We start from the raw sequence: 18,607 nt of genomic DNA on the forward strand, positions 1-18,607 counted from the left end.
CCGGGGCCGACCGGGTCGTCGCAGGTCACGGTGGTGCCGTCCGGCGCGAGCACGGTCGGGTTGGACACGTCCTGGGTGGCGACGATCTGCACGAGACGCCCTCGGCGGCTCGCTCGCGCTGCTGCCCGCGCTGCGCGACCGAGTCCTGGCCAGGAGCGTCGGCTGGCCCGAGGCGTACGCGGTGTACGGCGAGGCGGTGGACCGGGCGCTCGTCGCAGCCGGCGCCGTCACGCCCCTGCAGGCCCCTCGGGAGGCCTCCGACGCGCGGGTGCTGCTGGAGCTGGCCCGGTCCCGCGAACTGCTCGCCCGGGAGGACGCCCTGCTGCGCGCCGCCCAGCTGTCCGGCGGGCTCGCCGACGACCAGCTGCGGGAGTTCTCCGGCGCGGCCTTCGCCCGGCGCGAGTTCGAGCAGGGCGCCGCCGCCGACCTGCGTCCCGCCGACCGGGAGGCGCTGCTCGCCGTCACCGGCGGACCGGACCACCGCGAACTGGCCGGGTACGAGGACCGGGTACGGGCTGCCGCCGACGGCCGGACGGCGGTCGCTGCGGTGCCGGCCGACCGCTGGGCGATGGTCGCGGGCAACACGGCGGGTGCCCTGCGGGCCGTCGAGGACCGGGCCGGACGGCTCGCCGCCGAGCGTCAGGACCCGTACGCCCTCGGCCTGTTCACCCCGGCCGGGATGGCCGTGCTGCTCGGCCTGATCGGTGTGGTGGCCTCGCTGGTGATCTCGGTGCAGATCGGGCGCGGGTTGGTCACCGAGCTGATCGGCCTGCGCAACTCGGCACTTGACCTGGCCGGTCGCAAACTTCCCTCCACCATGCGGAAGTTGCGGGCGGGCGAGGAGGTGGACATCGAGGCCGAGGCACCCCTGCCGGTCGAGCGGGGGGACGAGATCGGCCAGGTGCACCGGGCGCTGGGCACCGTGCGGCGGGCGGCCGTCACGGCGGCGGTCGAGCGGGCCGAGGTGCTCTCCGGCGTCTCCGGCGTGTTCGTCAACCTCGCGCGCCGCAGCCAGGTCCTGGTGCACCGCCAACTCACCCTGCTGGACGCGATGGAGCGCCGCACCGAGGACCCGTCCGAGCTGGCGGACCTGTTCCGGCTGGACCACCTCACCACCCGGATGCGCCGCCACGCCGAGGGCTTGATCATCCTCTCCGGAGCCGCCCCCGGGCGGGGTTGGCGTCGGCCCGTCCCGCTGGTGGACGTGGTGCGCGCGGCCGTCTCCGAGGTCGAGGAGTACGCCCGGGTCGAGGTCCACCCGCTGCCGCGCGCCGCGGTGGTCGGCCACGCCGTCGCCGACCTCACCCACCTGGTGGCCGAGCTGGTCGAGAACGCGACCGGGTTCTCCCCGCCGCACACCCGGGTGCACATCCGGGGCGAACGGGTCGGCAACGGCTTCGCGTTGGAGGTCGAGGACCGCGGCCTCGGCATGGGGCCGGAGGTGCTGGACTCGGCCAACCGCCGGATCTCTGCCGCCGAACAGAGCGACCTCTTCGACAGCGACCGGCTCGGCCTGTTCGTGGTCAGCCGGCTCGCCCGGCGGCAGGACGTCAAGGTCTCGCTGGTGACCTCCGCGTACGGCGGCACCACGGCGGTGGTCCTGCTGCCGACCACGCTGCTGGCCGACGAGGCGGCGGCGTCGGAGGCGGGGCTGGACGCGGAGTTGGGGACGGAGGCCGGGCTGGAGGAGGAGGAGGGCGTGTGGTACGGCCGCGAGCCGGTCGCACCCCTGTCCGCCGAGTCCGGGACCGAGTCCGGGACCGCGTCCGGGACCGAGTCAGGGGCCTGGGCCGGGTCCGGGACCGCCGAGGGGGTGCGGTACGGCGGCCCGGAGCGGGAGTTCACGCCGGTGCACGGCCACGCGCAGGAGCCGGCGGGTGTCTCGGGCGGCACCCCGACCGGTGATCCGACCGGTGACCCGAGCCACCGGGAGCACCCGCGCGGCGGAGCGGGTGAGGGGTTTCCGGCGGTGGGTGGGCCGCCGCCGGAGGGTGGGGCGTTGCTGCCGTTCGGTGTCCGGGGCAGTGCCCCCGGGCCGGTACGCCGCACGCCCTTCCGGGCCTCCGCGGCCCGGGCGGCCGGTCCGGCTGCGGACGGGGGCGCGGGTGCGGCCGCCCGTCCGCGGTCCGGGCCGGCGCAGCCGTACGGCGCGGCGCCGCACCGGACGGAACGTCCATCGGAGCCGGTGCCCGGACCGGACTCGGAGGGCCACGGGCCCGGCGGTCACCGGGGCGACCCGGGCCCCGAGGAGTTGCCGCGCCGGACCCGCCAGGCGAGCCTCATGCCGCAGCTGCGCGAGGCCCCGGCCCGCCCGTCCGCGCACGGTCACCGCCGTACGGCTGCGGCTGCGGCGGCCGTTGCCCCGGCCGGGCCCGGCTCCGGTGACGGCCTCGGTGTCGCGGGCCGCAGCCCGGAGGAGGCCCGGGCGGCGATGTCCGCCTTCCAGAGCGGATGGGCGCGCGGCCTGACCCCGGAGCGTCGGCGGGACGGGCAGCCCGCCGACCCTCCGCAGCCGCCGCGGGCGCGTCACCCCCAACACCCGTCCCGACCCGAAGGAGAGCGTCCGTGATCGCCACCACCCACCGCGCGGGGGAGCTGAACTGGCTCCTCGACGAACTGGTCCAGCGCGCCCCCGAGCTCCGCTTCGCCGTGATGCTCTCCGCCGACGGCCTGGCCATGGGCACCTCGGCCGGCCTGGCGCGGGAGGACGGAGAGCACCTGGCGGCCGTCGCCTCCGGCTTCCACAGCCTGGCCAAGGGCGCCGGCCGGCACTTCGGCGCGGGTGAAGTCCGCCAGACCATGGTCGAGTTGGAGGGCGGCTACCTGCTGGTCGCGGCGGCCGGCGAGGGCACCTGCCTCGCCGTGTTCGCCACCGCCCGGGCAGACCTCGGCCTGATCGCCTACGAGATGGCCCGGCTGGTCCGCCGGGTCGGCGAGCATCTGAGCGCCCCGCCACGGGCGGTGGGCGGCCGGTGAGCCCGGTGCCCCGCCCGCACCGGGGGCGACATCCCGAGCACCCGAGGGCCGCACCCGACGGACAGCCCCGCAACCCGCTCGCGGCCGCCCACCGGGCCCGCTGGTACGACGACGAGGCCGGTCCGCTGGTCCGCCCGTACGCGATGACCCGCGGGCGCACCGGGGCCGGGGAGCAGCAGTTCGACCTGATAGCCGTGGTGGTCACCGAGCTGCCCGACCCGACGCTCGCGCCGGACGTGCCGGAGCCGCCGGTCGGCCCGGAGCAGGCGCACATCCTCGCGCTGTGCCGGGGCAACCCCCTGTCCGTGGCCGAGCTGGCCGCCGACCTCGACCTGCCGGTGGGCGTCGTGCGGGTGCTGCTCGGTGACCTGCTGGCGGCCGGGCTCATCCGGGTCCGCCGTCCCGTCCCGCCCGCCCTGCTCCCCGACGAGCGCATCCTCCAGGAGGTCATCCGTGGACTCCGCGCACTCTGACCACCCGTCCGAACCCCTCGACCCGTCCACCGGGCCGGACCCGGCCGACCGGTACGACGCCCGCGACCCGTCCGGCGGGCCGGACCCCTTCGGCGCCGAGGATCCCGACGGCACCGTGCTCGCGCTCAAGATCCTGGTGGCGGGCGGCTTCGGAGTCGGCAAGACGACGCTGGTCGGCGCGGTCAGTGAGATCCGCCCGCTGCGCACCGAGGAGCGGCTGACCGAGGCCGGGCGCGGGACGGACGACCTGGACGGCGTGGAGCGGAAGTCCACCACCACGGTGGCGATGGACTTCGGTCGGATCACCATTCGCGAGGGGCTGGCGGTCTACCTGTTCGGCACGCCGGGGCAGGACCGGTTCTGGTTCCTGTGGGACGAGCTGGCGCAGGGGGCGCTCGGTGCGGTGGTGCTCGCCGACACCCGCAGGTTGACCGACTGTTTCCCGGCCGTCGACTTCTTCGAGCACCGGGGCATCCCGTTCGTGGTCGCGGTGAACCGCTTCTCCGGGACGCGGGAGTTCGGCCCGGAGGAGGTCGCCCGCGCACTGGACCTGGACGCGGGCACGCCGGTGCTGCTGTGCGACGCGCGCCGCCGGGCCTCGGGCAAGGAGGTGCTGATCAACCTGGTCGAGCACGCGGGCCGGGTGCACGCCGCCCGCCTGCTCGCGGACGTCACGCCGGTGGGCTGAGGTGGGCGGGTCGCGGTGGTCGGCCGAGGTGGTGGGCCGAGAAAGAGGCGTGCGGGCGGCGCCGGCGGACGGACAGTGTGCAAATGACAGATGACAGCTGACAGATTTCGAGATCTGTCAGCTGTCATCTGTCACCCGTCAGAGCCGGGCGGCGCTCCTGGCGGCCCTCGTGGCGGCGGTTCTGGCGCTCCTGGCGGTTCTGGCGGCGGTCGAGCGGTCAGACGGTCGGCGGTTCAGCTGTGCCACTGGAACACGATCCGCGTCCAGGTGGATCCCGAGCAGTTGCCCCAGACCGCCCAGGCCTCCGGTCGCGCGCCGATCCACAGCCCGGTGGTGGACGTGCCGTTGGCGCAGTAGGTGATGGTGCGCAGTCGCCCGGAGTAGACGTTGCAGTGGCCCTCCCACCGCCAGCCGTAGTTGGCGGTGATGACGCAGTGGTAGGTCGCGGACGCGACGGTGTTCCAGGTCTCGGTGGACTCCGGAGTGGCGGTCCGGGTCCGGACCGTCGCTGCGGCGGCCGGCGGGGCGGTGGTCCCGAGCACGCCCAGGGCGGCCGTGGCGGCCAGTCCGAACGTGGCGATCTTCCTGGTGATGCAGCCTCGCACGGTGGTTCTCCTTGCTGAGTGGTTCTCGTCGAGCGCGGTGCTCCGGCCGCCGGGATGTCCGTGTGGTGTGAATTCCCGCCTCCCGCGCGGTCGGTGACGTGTTGCACACGATTGACTGCGCAGGGTGAGACGACGAACTATGATGTGACCTGTGTCACAAGTCATCCGGTTGGCCCGCGTCCCGTGTGGCCAGCGCGAACCGGGTGCTCGGAGTGCCGATTCCGGGGAGAGCGGCATGGCGGATCGCAGCGGTCGAAGTGCGGGCGGCGGACGGGGAAGGGGATTCGATCCGAGCGGGAGCGACGATCAATCGGCCGAATTCAACCGGGTGTTCACGGATCTTCTACCCAGACTCCAGCAGGCGGCGGCCGCCCTCGCCGGTGGTCCCCTCGGCGCCGGGGACGTCGTCCACGACGCGTACCTCCGGATCGCCCGTCGGCCGGAGCGCTTCCTCGGCCATCCGCAGCCTTACGCCTACGCGTTCACCACCATGGTGAACATCCTGCGCGACCAGTGGCGCCGGGAGCGCCGGCGGGTGCCGATGCCCGAGGTGCCGGAGGCGGGCGAGGCCGGGGAGCGGGACCGGGGGGCGCTCGACCCCAGGGCCGGCGGGATGGCCGAGCTGCAGGCGCGCTGGGAGGTGCTCCGCCTGCTGGGCTTCCTGACCGCCAAGCAGGCCCGTGCCGTGGTGCTGGTGGACCTCGACGGCTACAGCATCGACGAGGCCGCCGAACTGCTCGGCCTGCACCGCAGCACCCTGGCCGTCACCCGGCGCCGCGCCCACGGCCGGCTGCGCGCCGTCCTCCAGCAGGAGCGCGAACGGGAGCGCGAAAGGGGGCACGACCGGGAATGCGACCGCGAACACGGATGGGAGCGGGAGCGCGCATGGGAGGAGGGGCTCGACGGAGCGACGCGGTGGCAGGTGCGAAAGGGGGCGTGACCAGGGGCGCGGGCGGGCCAGAGGCGGCGGAGGTGGGCGCACGCCCGCCGCCCCGACGCACCGAACCGACGGCAAGTCGGCTGCTGCGCCGCCCCGGCCCGTACCCTGCGAAACGTGATCACGTACGGGGACGACCGCCTGCGCGCGCTGGCCGAGGACGGCCGCTGGTCCGAGCTGCTCGCCGCCTACCGGCTGGGCCGGGCGGCCGCGAGCGCGGAGGCGGGCGAGGAGGCCGCGGCCGCGCTGACGGCGCCGCTCGGCCACCTGATCGCCTACGCGGCGCCACCCGAGCTGGCCGTCCGGCTGTTCGACCGGGACGGCGGCGCGGGGACGGCCGCGGGCGTGGACGACCACGACGCCGGCCCGCTCTGGGAGGTGCTGGCGACCCGGCACTCCTGGCTGCGGCTGGCCCCGCTGCTCGGCCCGGGCCCGGTGCGGCGGCTGGTCGCACACACCCGGGCGCTGCTCGGCGAGGACCTCCCGTTCGGGGCCGAGCCCGACCCGGAGGGCGTGCCGATGCGCCTGGAACCGTGGGAGGCGGCGGGATGGGAGGAGGCGGGCCGGGTGCGCGAGTACCTGCCGGGCGGGGGAGCGCGCAGCGCGCTGCTGACCCTGCCCGCCAGTCGGGAGGGCCTGGGGGAGGTGGAACTGCCTCCGGTGGCGCCGTCGGTCGGTCGGCCGGACGGGCCCCGGGTCGTCCGGGCGCTGACGGGGCTGGGCGAGCTGGCGCCGTGGGCGGCGACGGCCTGCGTCCGAGGTCAGGCCCCCGCGGCGGCGGCCCTGCTGGCCCGCGACCGGCGGGTGGTCGGCGGGTACCTGCCGTTCACGCTGGTCTACCCGGCGCTGGTGCGGTCCGCCGCGGTGGGGCGGGCGCAGGGCTCTGCGCACGGCAGGCTGGGGCTGTGGCGGGCGCTGGCCGCGATGGCCGGGGCGGACGGTGGGCCGGACGGTCCGGAGAGCCCGGAGGGCCCGGTGGGGGTCGGCGGGGTCGAGCGGGGCGAGGTGAACGCGCTGGTGGCCCGGATGCGCTGCTTCACCTGGCAGGAGCCCTCGGCCGGACTGCACCACCTGCACGTCGCGCTGGAGGATCCGGCCAGCGGGGTGGCCTGGGTGCTCAGCGGTTCGCAGGAGCTGTGACGCGCGAGCCGACCTCCGGGCCGGGCGCGTCGGTCGGCCGGGAACGTCGGTCGGCCGGGCGCGTCGGTCGGCCGGGCGCGTCGGTCGGCCGGGCGCGTCGGACGCCCAGGAACGTCGGACGCCCGCGAACGTCGGACGCCCGGGAACGCCGCCCGGGCCTGAGCGCGAGGACGCGAAGACCCCCGGTCCGGCGCCGTTTCCGGGGGTTGGTGGGAGGCGCCGAACCGGGGGAGTGCGGGGGTGCTGCCGGGCTCAGACCCCGGCGGGGGCGGTGCCCTGGGCGGGGACGACCTGGGGCGCGTCGGCGGTGGGGCCGTCCGGCGCGGTGGGGCCGTCCGACGCGGCGTGGGTGTCGACCAGCGTCAGCTCGTCGAACGGCAGCTCGCCGGCCAGCACCCGTCGGGCGCGCTCGGCGTCGATCTCGCCGGTCCAGTGCCCGATCAGCACGGTCGCGACGGCATTGCCCGCGAAGTTGGTGAGCGCGCGGGCCTCGGACATGAAGCGGTCGATGCCGACGATCAGGCCGACCCCGTCCACCAGCGCGGGTTTGTGGGACTGGAGCCCGCCCGCGAGGGTGGCCAGTCCGGCGCCGGTGACCCCGGCCGCGCCCTTGCTCGCGATCACCATGAAGACCAGCAGCGAGAGCTGCTCGCCGAGCGACATCGGCTTGTCCATCGCCTCGGAGATGAAGATCGAGGCCATGGTCAGGTAGATGGCGGTGCCGTCGAGGTTGAAGCTGTAGCCGGTCGGCACGGTGATGCCGACGACCGGGCGGCTGACGCCCAGGTGCTCCATCTTGGCGATCAGGCGGGGCAACGCGCTCTCCGAGGAGGAGGTGGAGAGGATCAGCAGGAACTCGCGGCCGAGGTACTTCAGCAGCGCGAACACGTTGACCCCGGCGACCAGGCGCAGCAGCGCGCCCAGCACCACGACGACGAACAGCGCGCAGGTGACGTAGAAGCCGATCATGATGACGGCCAGGCTCTTCAGCGCGGCGGTGCCGGTGGCGCCGACCACGGCGGCCATCGCCCCGAAGGCGCCGATCGGAGCGACCCACATGATCATCGACATGACCCGGAAGACCAGCCGCTGGAGGTGCTCGATCCCGCGCAGCACCGGCGTGCCGGCCGGGCCCATCGCCTGGAGCGCGAAGCCGGCGAGCAGGGCGACCAGGAGGGTCTGGAGCACCTTGCCCTGGGTGAGGGCGGAGAACAGGGTCTCGGGGATCATCCCGAGCAGGAAGTCGGTGGTCGACTGGGCGCCGCCGGCGGCCGCCTGGGCGTGGCCGGACTTGGCGAGCGCGGCGGTCAGGTGCAGGCCGCCGCCGGGCTCCAGGAGGTTGCCGACGACCATGCCGATGGCCAGGGCGACGGTCGACATGGCGAGGAAGTAGCCGATGGCGAGGCCGCCGACCTTGCCGACCTTCGCGGCCTTGGTCACCGAGCCGATGCCCAGGACGATGGTGCAGAAGATTACCGGGCTGATCATCATCTTGATCAGATTGACGAAGCCCGTGCCGACCGGCTTCAGCTCCACGGCGAAACCGGGGGCGGCCAGGCCGACCACCACACCCGCGACCACCGCGGCGATCACGGCGATGTAGAGGTAGTGGGTCCGGTCCTTGCGTCTGGGTCCCGCCGCCGCGGCGGCTCCAGCGATCGACATCTGCGGCTCCCTTGCCGTGCAGTCCTGGTGGCCCCGGGGGGATGGGCCGCTCCGACTATGGGCCCGGAGGTGACGCAGGTCACGTTTGCGTTCATAGAGTTCATGAACCGTGCGGGCGGCCCCGATGCCCGGCCCGCGAACAGTGCGGGCCGGCGGTGCGGGCCGGACGGGTCCCGGAGGCGGTGGCCGGACGGGCCCCGGGGGTGTCCCGGAGCGTGGTGCACACTGGCAGGCATGTCCGAGCGCACCGCCCCCACCGCCCCGCGCCGCCGTTCGCACCGGCCGACGGGCCGCGGGCCCGGGCGCCCGGCCCGAGGCCTGCCTCGACGCCTGCCCCGGCGGCTGGTCCGCAGCCTGGCCGGGCAGCTGTTCGTCGTCCAGGTGGTGATCGTCGCCGCCGTGGTCGCCGGCGGCGCGGTGCTCGCGTACCTCTTCACCGCCGACCGCGCCGAGGACTCCGCCCGCCGCCAGGTCACCGCGGTCGCGCACGCCGTCGCGGACTCGCCGTCCGTGCGGGCGGCCGTCGGCGACCCGGACCCGACCGCGGTGCTCCAGCCGTACGTCGAGCAGGTGCGGGCCGACACCGGGGTCTCCTTCATCACCGTCATGGACACCGAGGGCGTGCGCTGGACCCATCCGCTGCCCGAGCAGATCGGCCGGCTCTACCTCGGCCACATCGACTGGGCGCTCGCCGGGCAGACCCGCAGCGAGACGTACACCGGCACGCTCGGCCCCTCGGTGCGGGTGGTCACCCCCGTCCTGGACGACCGGCACCGGGTGGTGGCGCTGGTCAGCGCGGGCCTCACGGTGCAGTCGATCTCCGCGCAGCTGAGCGGTCCGCTGCTCGCCCTGGTCGGGGTGGCGGTCGCCGCGCTCGCGCTCGGTGGCGTCGGCACCTACCTCGCCAACTCCCGGCTGCGGCGGCACACCCACGGGATGGGGCCGGACGAGCTGAGCCACCTCTACGAGTACCACCAGGCGACCCTGCACGCGGTGCGCGAGGGGCTGGTCCTGCTGGACCGCTCGCACCGGGTGGTGCTGTGCAACGATGCCGCCCGTGAACTGCTCGGCCTGGAAGGCGACTTGGATGGTCGCCCGGTGGCGGAGCTCGCCCTTCCGGAGGCGCTGGTGGCGGCCGTTCTGCGGGCGGACCCGGTCCGGGACGAGGTGCACCTGACCGCCGAACGGGTCGTGGTGCTGAACACCTCCACCATCGGAACCGGTACCGGTCTCGGCCGGGTGATCACCCTTCGTGACCATACCGAACTCCAGTCGCTGAGCGGCGAGTTGGACTCGGTCCGCGGCTTCACCGAGGCGCTCGGCGCGCAGGCGCACGAGGCCGCCAACCGGCTGCACGCGGTGGTATCGCTGATCGAACTCGGCCGCCACGAACAGGCGGTGGAGTTCGCCACCGCCGAGCTCGAACTCGCCCAGCAGCTCACCGACCGGGTGGTCGCGGCGGTGAGCGAGCCGGTGCTGGCCGCGCTGCTGCTCGGCAAGGCGGCCCAAGCCGCCGAACGGGGTGTGGAGTTGACGCTCACCGAGGACAGCCGGATCGACGACGGGGTGCTGCCGCCCGGGCTCGGCTCCCGCGACCTGATCACCGTGCTCGGCAACCTGATCGACAACGCCGTGGACGCCGCCATCGCCGGCGCGGCCGAGAGCCCCGTCCCGCCGGAGGTCACCGTCACGGCGAGGATCGCGGACGACCGGGACGCCGGGGGCCGGGACGCCGACGACCGGGGCCGCCCCGACGGCGGCGGCGCGGGGCCGTCCGGCGACTGCCTGCTGCTGCGGGTCGCCGACACCGGCGCGGGGATAGACCCGGGCGCGGTCGAGGACGTGTTCCGGCGCGGCTGGAGCACCAAGCGGGACGGCCGCGGGCACGGGCTCGGGCTGGCGCTGGTCGCCCAGGCCGCCCGGCGCCACGGCGGCACCGTCGAGGTCGGACGCGACCGCGGGGCGGTGCTCACGGTGCGGCTGCCGCTGGCAGGGCGGCCGGGAGGGCCCGGCGGTGAGCCCGGTGAGCCCGGTGAGCCGGGAGGATCGGCAGGGGCGGCAGAGCCGGGCGGACCCGCCGGCCGTCCCGGCGGGTCCGCCGGTCGAGAGCGGGAAGGGGCCGGGCTGTGAGCGGCGCCGCCGACACCGCCGCCGGTGCGGGCATCGCCGTCCTGGTGGTCGAGGACGACCCGGTGGCCGCGGCCGCGCACACCCTGTACGTCGGGCGGGAGCCCGGCTTCCGCGTCGCCGGGACGGTCCACAGCTGTGCCGAAGCGCTCCGCTTCCTGGAGCGGGCCCGCGCCGCCGGGACGCCCGTCGACCTCACCCTGCTCGACCTCTACCTGCCGGACGGCCACGGGCTCCAGCTCTGCCGCACGCTGCGCGCGGCCGGCCACGGGACCGACGTCATCGCGGTGACCTCGGCGCGCGACCTCGCCATGGTCCGGCAGGCGGTGTCGGCGGGTGTCGTGCAGTACCTGCTGAAGCCGTTCAGCGCGGCCGCCCTGCACGACCGCCTGGAACGGTACGCCCGCTACCGCGACAGCCTCGGACGCACCGGCGAGGCGACCGGCCAGGAGGAGGTCGACCAGGCGCTCGCCCTGCTTCGCACACCGGAGCGCAGCACCCTGCCCAAGGGGCTGAGCGCGCCCACCCTGGACACCGTCGCCTCGGTCCTGCGGGGGGCGGCCACCGGGCTGTCGGCGGCGGCCGCGGGGGCGGCGGCCGGGGTCTCGCGGATCACCGCGCGGCGCTACCTGGAGCACCTGGTGGAGACGGGGTGCGCGGTGCGGGAGCCGCAGTACGGGAGCGTCGGACGGCCGGAGCTCTGTTATCGGTGGAGGGGCCGGTCCTGAGGGGTTTCGGGGACCGGGCCGTTACCTTCTCGCGCGACGCTCGTTGGCGGAACCGGGGGAGGTTCACTCGCCCGGGTGGTTCTGCGACCCCCGGGGCGTTCCAGCAGGTCAAGGGCAGTAAAGTTAGGCTAACCTAACTTCCCCTGGGGGTTTCTCGTGTCGCTCGCAGCCGTACCCGTCCAGGCCGCCTCCGGAGCCCCGGCAGCCGGTGAGGCCATCCTGCGCCGTCAGCGCGTCCGCGAGTCCGCCGCCAGAACCTACGCCCGCTCCTTCCCGATCGTCCCGGTCCGCGCCCACGGCATGACCGTCGAGGGCGCCGACGGACGGCGCTACCTGGACTGCCTCTCCGGCGCCGGCACGCTCGCCCTCGGCCACAACCACCCGGTGGTGCTGGAGGCGATCCGCCGCACCCTCGACAGCGGCGCCCCCCTGCACCTGCTCGACCTCGCCACCGCCGAGAAGGACGACTTCACCAGCGCGCTGTTCGAGAGCCTGCCGGCCGAGTTCGCCGCCCGGGCCCGGGTGCACTTCTGCGGACCGGCCGGGACGGACGCCGTCGAGGCCGCGCTCAAGCTGATGCAGACCGCCACCGGCCGGTCCGGCGCGCTGGCCTTCACCGGCGCCTACCACGGAATGACCGCCGGCGCCCTGGCGCTCACCGGCAACGTCGCCGTCAAGGAACCGCTGCCGAGCGGCGGTGAGGTCGCCCGGCTGCCCTACCCGTACGGCTACCGCTGCCCGTTCGGGGTCGGTGGCGCGGCGGGCACCGACCTCGCCGAGACCTACGTGGAACGGCTGCTGGACGACCCCTCGGGCGGCGTGGTGGCGCCCGCCGCGATGATCCTGGAAGCCGTCCAGGGCGAGGGCGGGGTCGTCCCCGCGCCCGACGGCTGGCTGCGCGCGATGCGCCGGATCACCGCCGAGCGAGGCATCCCGATGATCGTCGACGAGGTGCAGACCGGAGTCGGCCGCACCGGCGCGATGTGGGCGATCGAGCACAGCGGCATCGTCCCGGACGCGATGGTCCTCTCCAAGGCCATCGGCGGCAGCCTCCCGCTCGCCGTCGTCGTGTACCGCGAGGACTACGCTGCGGTGCACCATCACCGGCCGGTGCTTGGCACCGTCCGCGCCGACGTACCGCAGGTCGAACCGCTCCGGCTGATGGAAGTCGATCTGCACGGTGGAGAGGGTGAACTCGCGCCCGGCGCCGTCGGCGATCTGCACGTCGATCTTGGGCCCGTAGAACGCCGCCTCGCCCTCCGCCGCCTCGAACGGCACGCCGGAACGCTCCAGCACCTCGGTGAGCAGGGCGACCGCGCGCTCCCAGAGTGCCGGATCCGCCACGTACTTGCCGCCCGAGCCGGGCAGCGAGAGGCGGTAGCGGACGGGGACGACGCCGAGCGCCCGGTGTGCCTCGCGGATCAACTCCAGTGCGGCGACGGCCTCGTCGGCCGCCTGCTCCGGGGTGCAGAAGATGTGGGCGTCGTTCAGCTGGATCGCCCGGACCCTGGTCAGCCCACCCAGCACCCCGGACAGCTCGGAACGGTACATGCCGCCCAACTCGGCCATGCGCAGAGGCAGGTCCCGGTAGCTGTGGGAGCGTGAGCGGTAGATCAGCGCGTGGTGCGGACAGAGACTGGGGCGCAGCACCATCTCCTCGGAGCCCAGCTCCATGGGCGGGAACATGTCCTCCCGGTAGTGCGCCCAGTGGCCGGAGATCTCGTACAGCTCGCGCTTGCCGAGCACCGGGGAGTAGACGTGGCGGTAGCCGGCCCGGCGCTCGCGGCCGCGGATGAACTCCTCCAGGGAGTGCCGGATCGCGGCGCCGTCGGGGAGCCAGTACGGCAGGCCGGAGCCCATCAGCGGGTCGGTGTCGAACAGGTCGAGTTCGCGGCCGAGCCTGCGGTGGTCGTGCGCCGGGTGGGCATGGGCTGCCGGGGTGGGCGAGGACTGGTCGTGCGGCTGGTGGTCGTGCATGAGGGCGGTCTCCACTCGGGTCTGTGGGCGAGTGGGTCCGGGGAACGGCGAAGCCCCGGGGCACTCGCCCCGGGGCTTCGGACTAGGTCAGCAGTCAGCGCGCCGGGACTCTCTCCGGCGTCGTCGTGGCGAGTGCAGCGCGCTTCATGCCTTCCACGGTAGCAGTTGCGGACCGGCGGGCGCCGATCCTTTTCCGGGGCCCGTCCGCCGGGTTCAGAACAGCGTGACGCAGCCTCGCGCGGCCAGTGCCGCCAGCAGCCGGGCCGAGGGCCGCGCCTCGTTCCACCGCAGGTCCAGCTTCTCCAGCGCGGGCAGCGCGCCCGGATCGGCCAGCCACTCGGGCAGTTCGGTGATCCGGTTGCCGCGCAGGTCGAGTCGGCGCAGCCGGGGAAGCCCGGCGAGCGCGGCGGGCAGTTCGGTGAGGGCGTTCTCCCGGAGTTCCAGCTCGCGCAGTTCGGCGAGCCGGCCGACCGAGTCCGGCAGGCCGGTCAACTCGTTCCCGCGCAGCCAGAGTTCGCGCAGCTCGCCGAGCTCGCCGATCGACTCCGGCAGGGCGGTGAGCCGGTTGTGCTGCGCGCGCAGCTCGACCAGTGAGGCCAACCGGCCGACGTTGGAGGGGAGTTCGGCGAGCCGGTTCTCGCCCACGTTGAGGTAGCGCAGCGCGGTGAGCCGCCCGAGCTCCTCGGGCAGGGAGGTCAGCTCGTTGTCGTGCAGGTAGAGGAAGTCCCCGAGTCCGGTGAGGCCGAAGAGCTCGACGGGCAGCGCGGCGAGCCGGTTGTGCCCCAGGTCGAGGGTCCGCAGCCCGGTCAACCGGCCGATGCGGGGCGGGAGTTCGCGGATCCCGGTCTCGGCGAGGATGAGCACGGTCAGCTCGGTGCGGTCCCAGACCTCGGCCGGCACCTCGCCGAGCGGGCGGCGCCAGAGGTTGAGGGTCACATCGGCCACGCTCCCCGCGCCCGCGGCGTCCACCGCCTCCGTCGCGCCCGCACCGTCCCGGTCGATGCGGAACTCCGCCAGTTCCCGGCCGTACCACCGGTCGGTCAGCCCGGTGCCGGTCATCCCCAGGCGCCGGCAGACCGCCGCCGACCGGGCGTTGTCCGGAGCCAGGACGGCCCGGATCTCGGTCAGGCCGTCGGCGAAGCCCTTGGCCAGGACGGCCCTGGCGGCCTCGGTGGCGATGCCCTGGCCCCAACTGTCGGGGTGGAGGTGCCAGCCGACCTCGACCTCCCCGTCCCCGTCCGGCAGCGGCACCAGCAGGACCGTGCCCGCGACCACGCCGGTGTCCCGCCGTTCGATCGCCCAGGCACCGTAGCGCGGGTCGACGGACCGCTTCCGCGAGCGCTCGATGAAGGCCCGGGCCTCCTCGGGCCCGGTCATGACACGCGGTTCCCGGCCGAGCCACCGGGCGACCTCCCAGCGGGAGTAGATGTCGAGGGCGCGCTCCTGATCGGCCGTGGACATGGTCCACTGCCGCACCACCAGCCGTTCGGTGGTCAGCACCGTCTCCGAGTCCTCTTCGGCTCCCGACATGGCCCGCTCCCCTCTCCGATGATGCGTGTGGGACGACCGTACCCACCCGGGTCACCGCGCGGGGTTCCCCGCGGGGTTCCGTACCCCGTGCGCGGCCCGCGCGGAACCCGCGCCCGGCCGCGCATGGCCGCGCATGGCCCGTTCAGCGGGCACCGGCGTGGAACAGCCCGTCCACCACCTGGTGGAGGAGTTCCTCCGGGAACTCGGCGAGCTCGCCCCGCGCCTCCTCGGTGAGCCGCATCGCGGTGGCGCCCTCGTGCAGGATGACCAGCAGCCGGGCGAGGTCGCGCGGGCGGACCCGCGAGGTGTGCTCCGGCGTCTGCTCGATGAGCTCCATCAGCCCGTCGACCAGCCGGGCCTCGTGCTCGGCCAGGCTCCGGGCGACCTCCGGGTGCCGGGCCGCGTGCAGGGTGAACTCCATCGAGAGCAGGAACCAGCCCTCGTCCTCCTGCCGCCGGTCGGCCAGTTCCCGCAGCAGCCGGGACGGGAGGTCCGGCCCGGGCCCGGTGTCCGCGAAGGCGGCCCGCAGGTCGTCGAGCAGCTTGTCGATCTGCTGGTCGTAGAGGGCGAGGAAGAGCTCTTCCTTGTCCTGGTAGTTGGAGTAGAACGCGCCGCGGGTCAGCCCGGCGCGGGCGACGATGTCACGGATCGAGGTGGCGTGGAAGCCGTGTTCGACGAACAGTGCGAGGGCGCTGTCGTTCAGGGCGGCGACGGTCAGCGGGCGCCGCTTCGTGGGTGACTTGGGCACGAACTGCGGTCCTCGGCTCTCGTTCTTCGCTCGACGGTGCCGCCGGGGCGGCGCGGCCCAGTCTACGGGCGGGCGAGGGGACGGCCGAGGCGCCGGGCGGTGGTCGGCCGGGACGTCTGGCGGGCGGAGGCTGGGCGGACGCGCGCTCAGGGCGGCGCAGCGACGACGGCGCTCAGGTCGCGGGCGGCAGGTGGCGGGCCGCCACCAGCCCGGCCAGTGTCCGGAGCCTGGCGAAGTACTCGCGGCAGTACTGCTCCTCGATCAGCGGCACGACCTTGTCGAGGTCGGCGATGCGGTACCAGAGGTCGGAGATGCTGCGGCTGTCGAACTCGCCGTCCCACTCCCGGTACACGGCGCTGCAGACGGCGTCGTCCAGGCCGGTCAGGTCCACCCCCGCGATCTCCACCATGACGAAGCTCCTGGGGAACGGGGCCCTCTGGTGTTCCTCCCAGAGCCCGGTCAGCCGGTCCGGGAGCGGTTCCCCGTCCGCGGTTCCGCGGGCCGGCTCAGCCGCCCCGGCCCGCTCCGTCGCCGCCGTACCCGCCGTCGCATCCGCCGCACCCGCCGTCACGGCCGGAAGGAGCGCGGACACGGCGTCGAAGACGGCGCGCACCAGCTCGACGGCCCGGCTCGGGTACACCGTGTCGCTCGCCACCGTGCCCCGGGCGAGCGCGTCGCGCAGCCACAGACTGTCGTCGAGTGCGGCGGCGGGCTCCGCCCCGAGGAGCCCTTCGGCGGTGGCCCGCCCGATCAGCTCCCGGAGCGGCTCCTCGACGGACAGCCGTGCCACGAGGACCTGTTCCAGGGCGAGCAGCGCGTGGGTGACGGCGGCGGTGGCGAACTCGTACCGGAAGTAGGAGTGCCGGATGAGCTCCCGGGAGGTCTCCAGGGCGCTCATGACGCCCCTCGCGGCTCCGGCCGGCACCTCAAGCCCGGCAACCAGGTCCCGCATGCCCGGGTAGTCGGGGGCGACCGACCACGCGCGGGGGTCCTGGACGGGAGACAGCGGCGAGGGGATCACCGGTGCATTCTCACCGCAGGTGGGAGCGGGTGCCACCGGTTTTCCGGACCCGCTCCCAGCCACCCGCCGCCCGCCGCCCGGCTCGGCCCCCCGGCCCGCGCCCGCCGACGCCGTCTCAGGCCGCGGCCGTGCCCCCGCCCGTGCCGTAGTCGTAGAAGCCCCGCCCGGTCTTGACGCCGAGCCGGCCGGCCTGGACGTACTCCTCCAGCAGCTCGCGCGGGCCGGTGGGCAGGCCCGGGCGCTCGGCGGCGTAGTGCTCCTCGATGTCGAGCACGACGTCCAGGCCGACCTGGTCCATCGCGCGGAACGGGCCGCCGCGCAGGCCGGTGTTGACGGACCACATGGCGTCCACCTCCTCGGCCGTGGCGACGCCTTCGGCGACCACGGCGAGCGACTCGCGCTTGATGGCCGCCCAGACGCGGTTGAAGATGAAGCCGGTGCTCTCCTTGCGCGCCTCGAACGGGAACACCCCGTGGCGCGGCAGTTCGGCCAGCAGCAGGTCGATGACGGCCCGGTCGGTGCGCCCGCTGGACATCACGTCCACCGCGTTCTGGGTGGGCGGCATGTAGAAGTGGATGTTGACCAGGCGCTCGGGCTCCCGCACGCAGTCGACGAAGCGGCTGGTCGGGTAGGACGAGGAGTTGCTGCCGAGGATCGCGTCCGGATCGGCGGTGCGGTCGAGGTCGGCGAAGACCCGCTGCTTGAGCTCCGGGCGCTCGGGCACCGCCTCGATCACCAGCCAGGCGCCGCGCAGCACCTCGGCGAGGTCGTCGCCGACGGCGACGGTGCCCGGCTCTCCCCCGCCCACCGCGGCGGCGACGGCGGGCAGTTGCTCCTCGACGTACGCGCGGGCGGCCGCGAGCTGCTCGGCCGAGGGGTCGTAGATCCGGACCTCCCCGCCGCCGGTGGCGAACATCAGGGCGATGCGGCGCCCGAGGGTGCCGGCTCCGACGACGGCGACGGGGCGGCCGGCGGGGTTGGGGACGGTGAACGGCATCGAGATCACTTCCTTGGTTGTGCCGCGTTCCGAGGGGCCGTGCCGCGCGGGCCTCCCGTACGGGGCGTCCGTACGGGGTTTCGGCGCGGTTGCACCACAGCCCAATCGGATGCATGGTGTATCCGATACACATGGTATCCGTTTGAGGAGACCAAGCAACCCGCCGCCGAGAAGGAGCCCCCCATGCGCCCCGACCAGGTCCTCCGCCACGCCGCCACCCCGCTGACCGCCCCCGTCTACCCGCCCCGCGCCACCCGCTTCACCGACCGCGAGTACCTGAACGTCGTCTACCGCACCGACCCCGAGGCGCTGCGCGCGGTCGTCCCGGAGCCGCTGGAGATCGACGAGCCGCTGGTCCGCTTCGAGGTCATGAAGATGGGCGAGGTCGACGGCTTCGGCCCGTACGTCGAGGCCGGGCAGGTCGTCCCGGTCCGGTACGGCAGGGAGCACGGCGAGTACCTGCACGCCATGTACCTCGACAACTTCGCCGCCACCGCCGCCGGCCGCGAGCTGAGCGCCTACCCGAAGGTGATGGGCAGCCCCCGGCTGTTCACCGAGGCCGGCACCCTGATCGGCACCCTCGACCACGGCAGCCAGCGGGTCGCCACCGCGACCATGGCCTACAAGTGGCAGCCGATGGACCCGGCCGAGGCCCGCGAGCAGATCACCGTGCCCACGTACGGGGTGAAGATCGTCCCCGACTACACCGGCGGCCTGCGGGTCTGCGACCTGGTCCGGACCCGGATCACGGACGTCACCGTCAAGGAGGCCTGGACCGGCCCCGCCCGGCTCCAGCTGTCCGCGCACGTCATGGCACCGCTGGCCGACCTGCCGGTCCTGGAGGTCGTCTCGGCCAGCCACATCCTCACCGACCTCACCCTCGCCCCCGCCACGCCCGTCCACGACTACCTGGCCGAGCAGCGCCGCACGGCCTGAAGCCCGCCGGGCGGACCGGCTCCACCGGGCGGCGGGCGCCGGAAACGGCACCGCTCCGG

At 74.6% G+C, this 18,607-nt stretch carries 15 protein-coding genes and 2 pseudogenes; 10 read left to right on the top strand and 7 right to left on the bottom strand.

The annotated features are described in order from the left end of the window. From AB0E96_RS06520 to AB0E96_RS06535, 4 genes are all read left to right on the top strand, one after another. Positions 1-2,569 (top strand): nitrate- and nitrite sensing domain-containing protein (locus AB0E96_RS06520; RefSeq protein ID WP_359819338.1); only part of this gene is annotated, 2,569 nt, incomplete at its 5' end. Further along, positions 2,566-2,976 (top strand): roadblock/LC7 domain-containing protein, encoded by a 411-nt coding sequence (locus tag AB0E96_RS06525; protein WP_355257205.1) that lies wholly within the window; start codon positions 2,566-2,568, stop codon positions 2,974-2,976. The genes AB0E96_RS06520 and AB0E96_RS06525, both read left to right, overlap by 4 nt. Before the next feature lie 125 nt (positions 2,977-3,101). Beyond that, on the top strand, positions 3,102-3,449 hold the full coding sequence (locus AB0E96_RS06530; protein ID WP_359819400.1) for a DUF742 domain-containing protein: 348 nt from the start codon (positions 3,102-3,104) through the stop codon (positions 3,447-3,449). A gap of 115 nt (positions 3,450-3,564) precedes the next feature. Continuing rightward, positions 3,565-4,137 (top strand): ATP/GTP-binding protein, encoded by a 573-nt coding sequence (locus AB0E96_RS06535; protein ID WP_359819403.1) that lies wholly within the window; start codon positions 3,565-3,567, stop codon positions 4,135-4,137. A 233-nt stretch (positions 4,138-4,370) separates the two neighbouring features. On the opposite strand, the gene AB0E96_RS06540 is transcribed toward AB0E96_RS06535, so the two are convergent. Further along, positions 4,371-4,742, bottom strand: a complete 372-nt coding sequence (locus AB0E96_RS06540) for a hypothetical protein (RefSeq protein WP_359819340.1) — start codon at positions 4,740-4,742, stop codon at positions 4,371-4,373. 328 nt (positions 4,743-5,070) lie between these two features. On the opposite strand from AB0E96_RS06540, the gene AB0E96_RS06545 reads away from it, so the two are divergent. Both AB0E96_RS06545 and AB0E96_RS06550 read left to right on the top strand, forming a co-directional pair. Beyond that, positions 5,071-5,682 carry an RNA polymerase sigma factor gene (locus AB0E96_RS06545; protein ID WP_359819342.1) on the top strand — a complete coding sequence of 204 codons (612 nt, stop codon included), beginning with the start codon at positions 5,071-5,073 and terminating at the stop codon, positions 5,680-5,682. Positions 5,683-5,796: 114 nt separating this feature from the next. Continuing rightward, the gene (locus AB0E96_RS06550; RefSeq protein WP_359819344.1) at positions 5,797-6,819 is read left to right on the top strand and encodes a hypothetical protein; all 1,023 of its coding nucleotides are present in this window, start codon (positions 5,797-5,799) and stop codon (positions 6,817-6,819) included. A gap of 252 nt (positions 6,820-7,071) precedes the next feature. Here AB0E96_RS06550 and AB0E96_RS06555 read toward each other — a convergent pair whose 3' ends face one another. Further along, entirely contained in the window at positions 7,072-8,484 is a 1,413-nt protein-coding gene (locus tag AB0E96_RS06555; protein ID WP_359819346.1) for a cation:dicarboxylase symporter family transporter, read from the bottom strand. A 234-nt stretch (positions 8,485-8,718) separates the two neighbouring features. On the opposite strand from AB0E96_RS06555, the gene AB0E96_RS06560 reads away from it, so the two are divergent. From AB0E96_RS06560 to AB0E96_RS06570, 3 genes and pseudogenes are all read left to right on the top strand, one after another. Next, positions 8,719-10,614 carry a sensor histidine kinase gene (locus AB0E96_RS06560; protein WP_359819348.1) on the top strand — a complete coding sequence of 632 codons (1,896 nt, stop codon included), beginning with the start codon at positions 8,719-8,721 and terminating at the stop codon, positions 10,612-10,614. Next, positions 10,611-11,339: a response regulator gene (locus AB0E96_RS06565; protein ID WP_359819351.1), complete on the top strand. Its 729-nt coding sequence runs from the start codon at positions 10,611-10,613 to the stop codon at positions 11,337-11,339. Before AB0E96_RS06560 ends, AB0E96_RS06565 begins: the two co-directional genes overlap by 4 nt. Positions 11,340-11,495: 156 nt before the next feature. Next, a pseudogene (locus tag AB0E96_RS06570) lies at positions 11,496-12,422 on the top strand (aminotransferase class III-fold pyridoxal phosphate-dependent enzyme); the annotation flags it as partial. On the opposite strand, the pseudogene AB0E96_RS06575 reads toward AB0E96_RS06570, so the two are convergent. The 5 genes and pseudogenes from AB0E96_RS06575 to AB0E96_RS06595 all read right to left on the bottom strand — a co-directional run. After that, positions 12,420-13,199 (bottom strand): annotated as a pseudogene (locus AB0E96_RS06575) (aminoacyl--tRNA ligase-related protein); the annotation flags it as partial. The pseudogenes AB0E96_RS06570 and AB0E96_RS06575 overlap by 3 nt on opposite strands. A gap of 330 nt (positions 13,200-13,529) precedes the next feature. After that, positions 13,530-14,846 carry a GNAT family N-acetyltransferase gene (locus AB0E96_RS06580; RefSeq protein WP_359819353.1) on the bottom strand — a complete coding sequence of 439 codons (1,317 nt, stop codon included), beginning with the start codon at positions 14,844-14,846 and terminating at the stop codon, positions 13,530-13,532. Positions 14,847-14,988: 142 nt separating this feature from the next. Beyond that, on the bottom strand, positions 14,989-15,594 hold the full coding sequence (locus tag AB0E96_RS06585; RefSeq protein ID WP_359819355.1) for a TetR/AcrR family transcriptional regulator: 606 nt from the start codon (positions 15,592-15,594) through the stop codon (positions 14,989-14,991). A 172-nt stretch (positions 15,595-15,766) separates the two neighbouring features. After that, positions 15,767-16,615, bottom strand: a complete 849-nt coding sequence (locus AB0E96_RS06590) for a hypothetical protein (protein ID WP_359819357.1) — start codon at positions 16,613-16,615, stop codon at positions 15,767-15,769. A gap of 115 nt (positions 16,616-16,730) precedes the next feature. Further along, positions 16,731-17,612 (bottom strand): 3-hydroxyacyl-CoA dehydrogenase family protein, encoded by an 882-nt coding sequence (locus AB0E96_RS06595; protein WP_359819359.1) that lies wholly within the window; start codon positions 17,610-17,612, stop codon positions 16,731-16,733. Positions 17,613-17,795: 183 nt separating this feature from the next. Between AB0E96_RS06595 and AB0E96_RS06600 the strand changes: the two genes are divergently transcribed. Then, positions 17,796-18,548, top strand: coding sequence for an acetoacetate decarboxylase (locus tag AB0E96_RS06600; protein ID WP_359819361.1), 753 nt, complete (start codon positions 17,796-17,798; stop codon positions 18,546-18,548). Positions 18,549-18,607 lie beyond the last annotated feature (59 nt).

It is taken from the genome of Kitasatospora sp. NPDC036755 (genome assembly GCF_040636595.1).
Lineage (GTDB): Bacteria > Actinomycetota > Actinomycetes > Streptomycetales > Streptomycetaceae > Kitasatospora.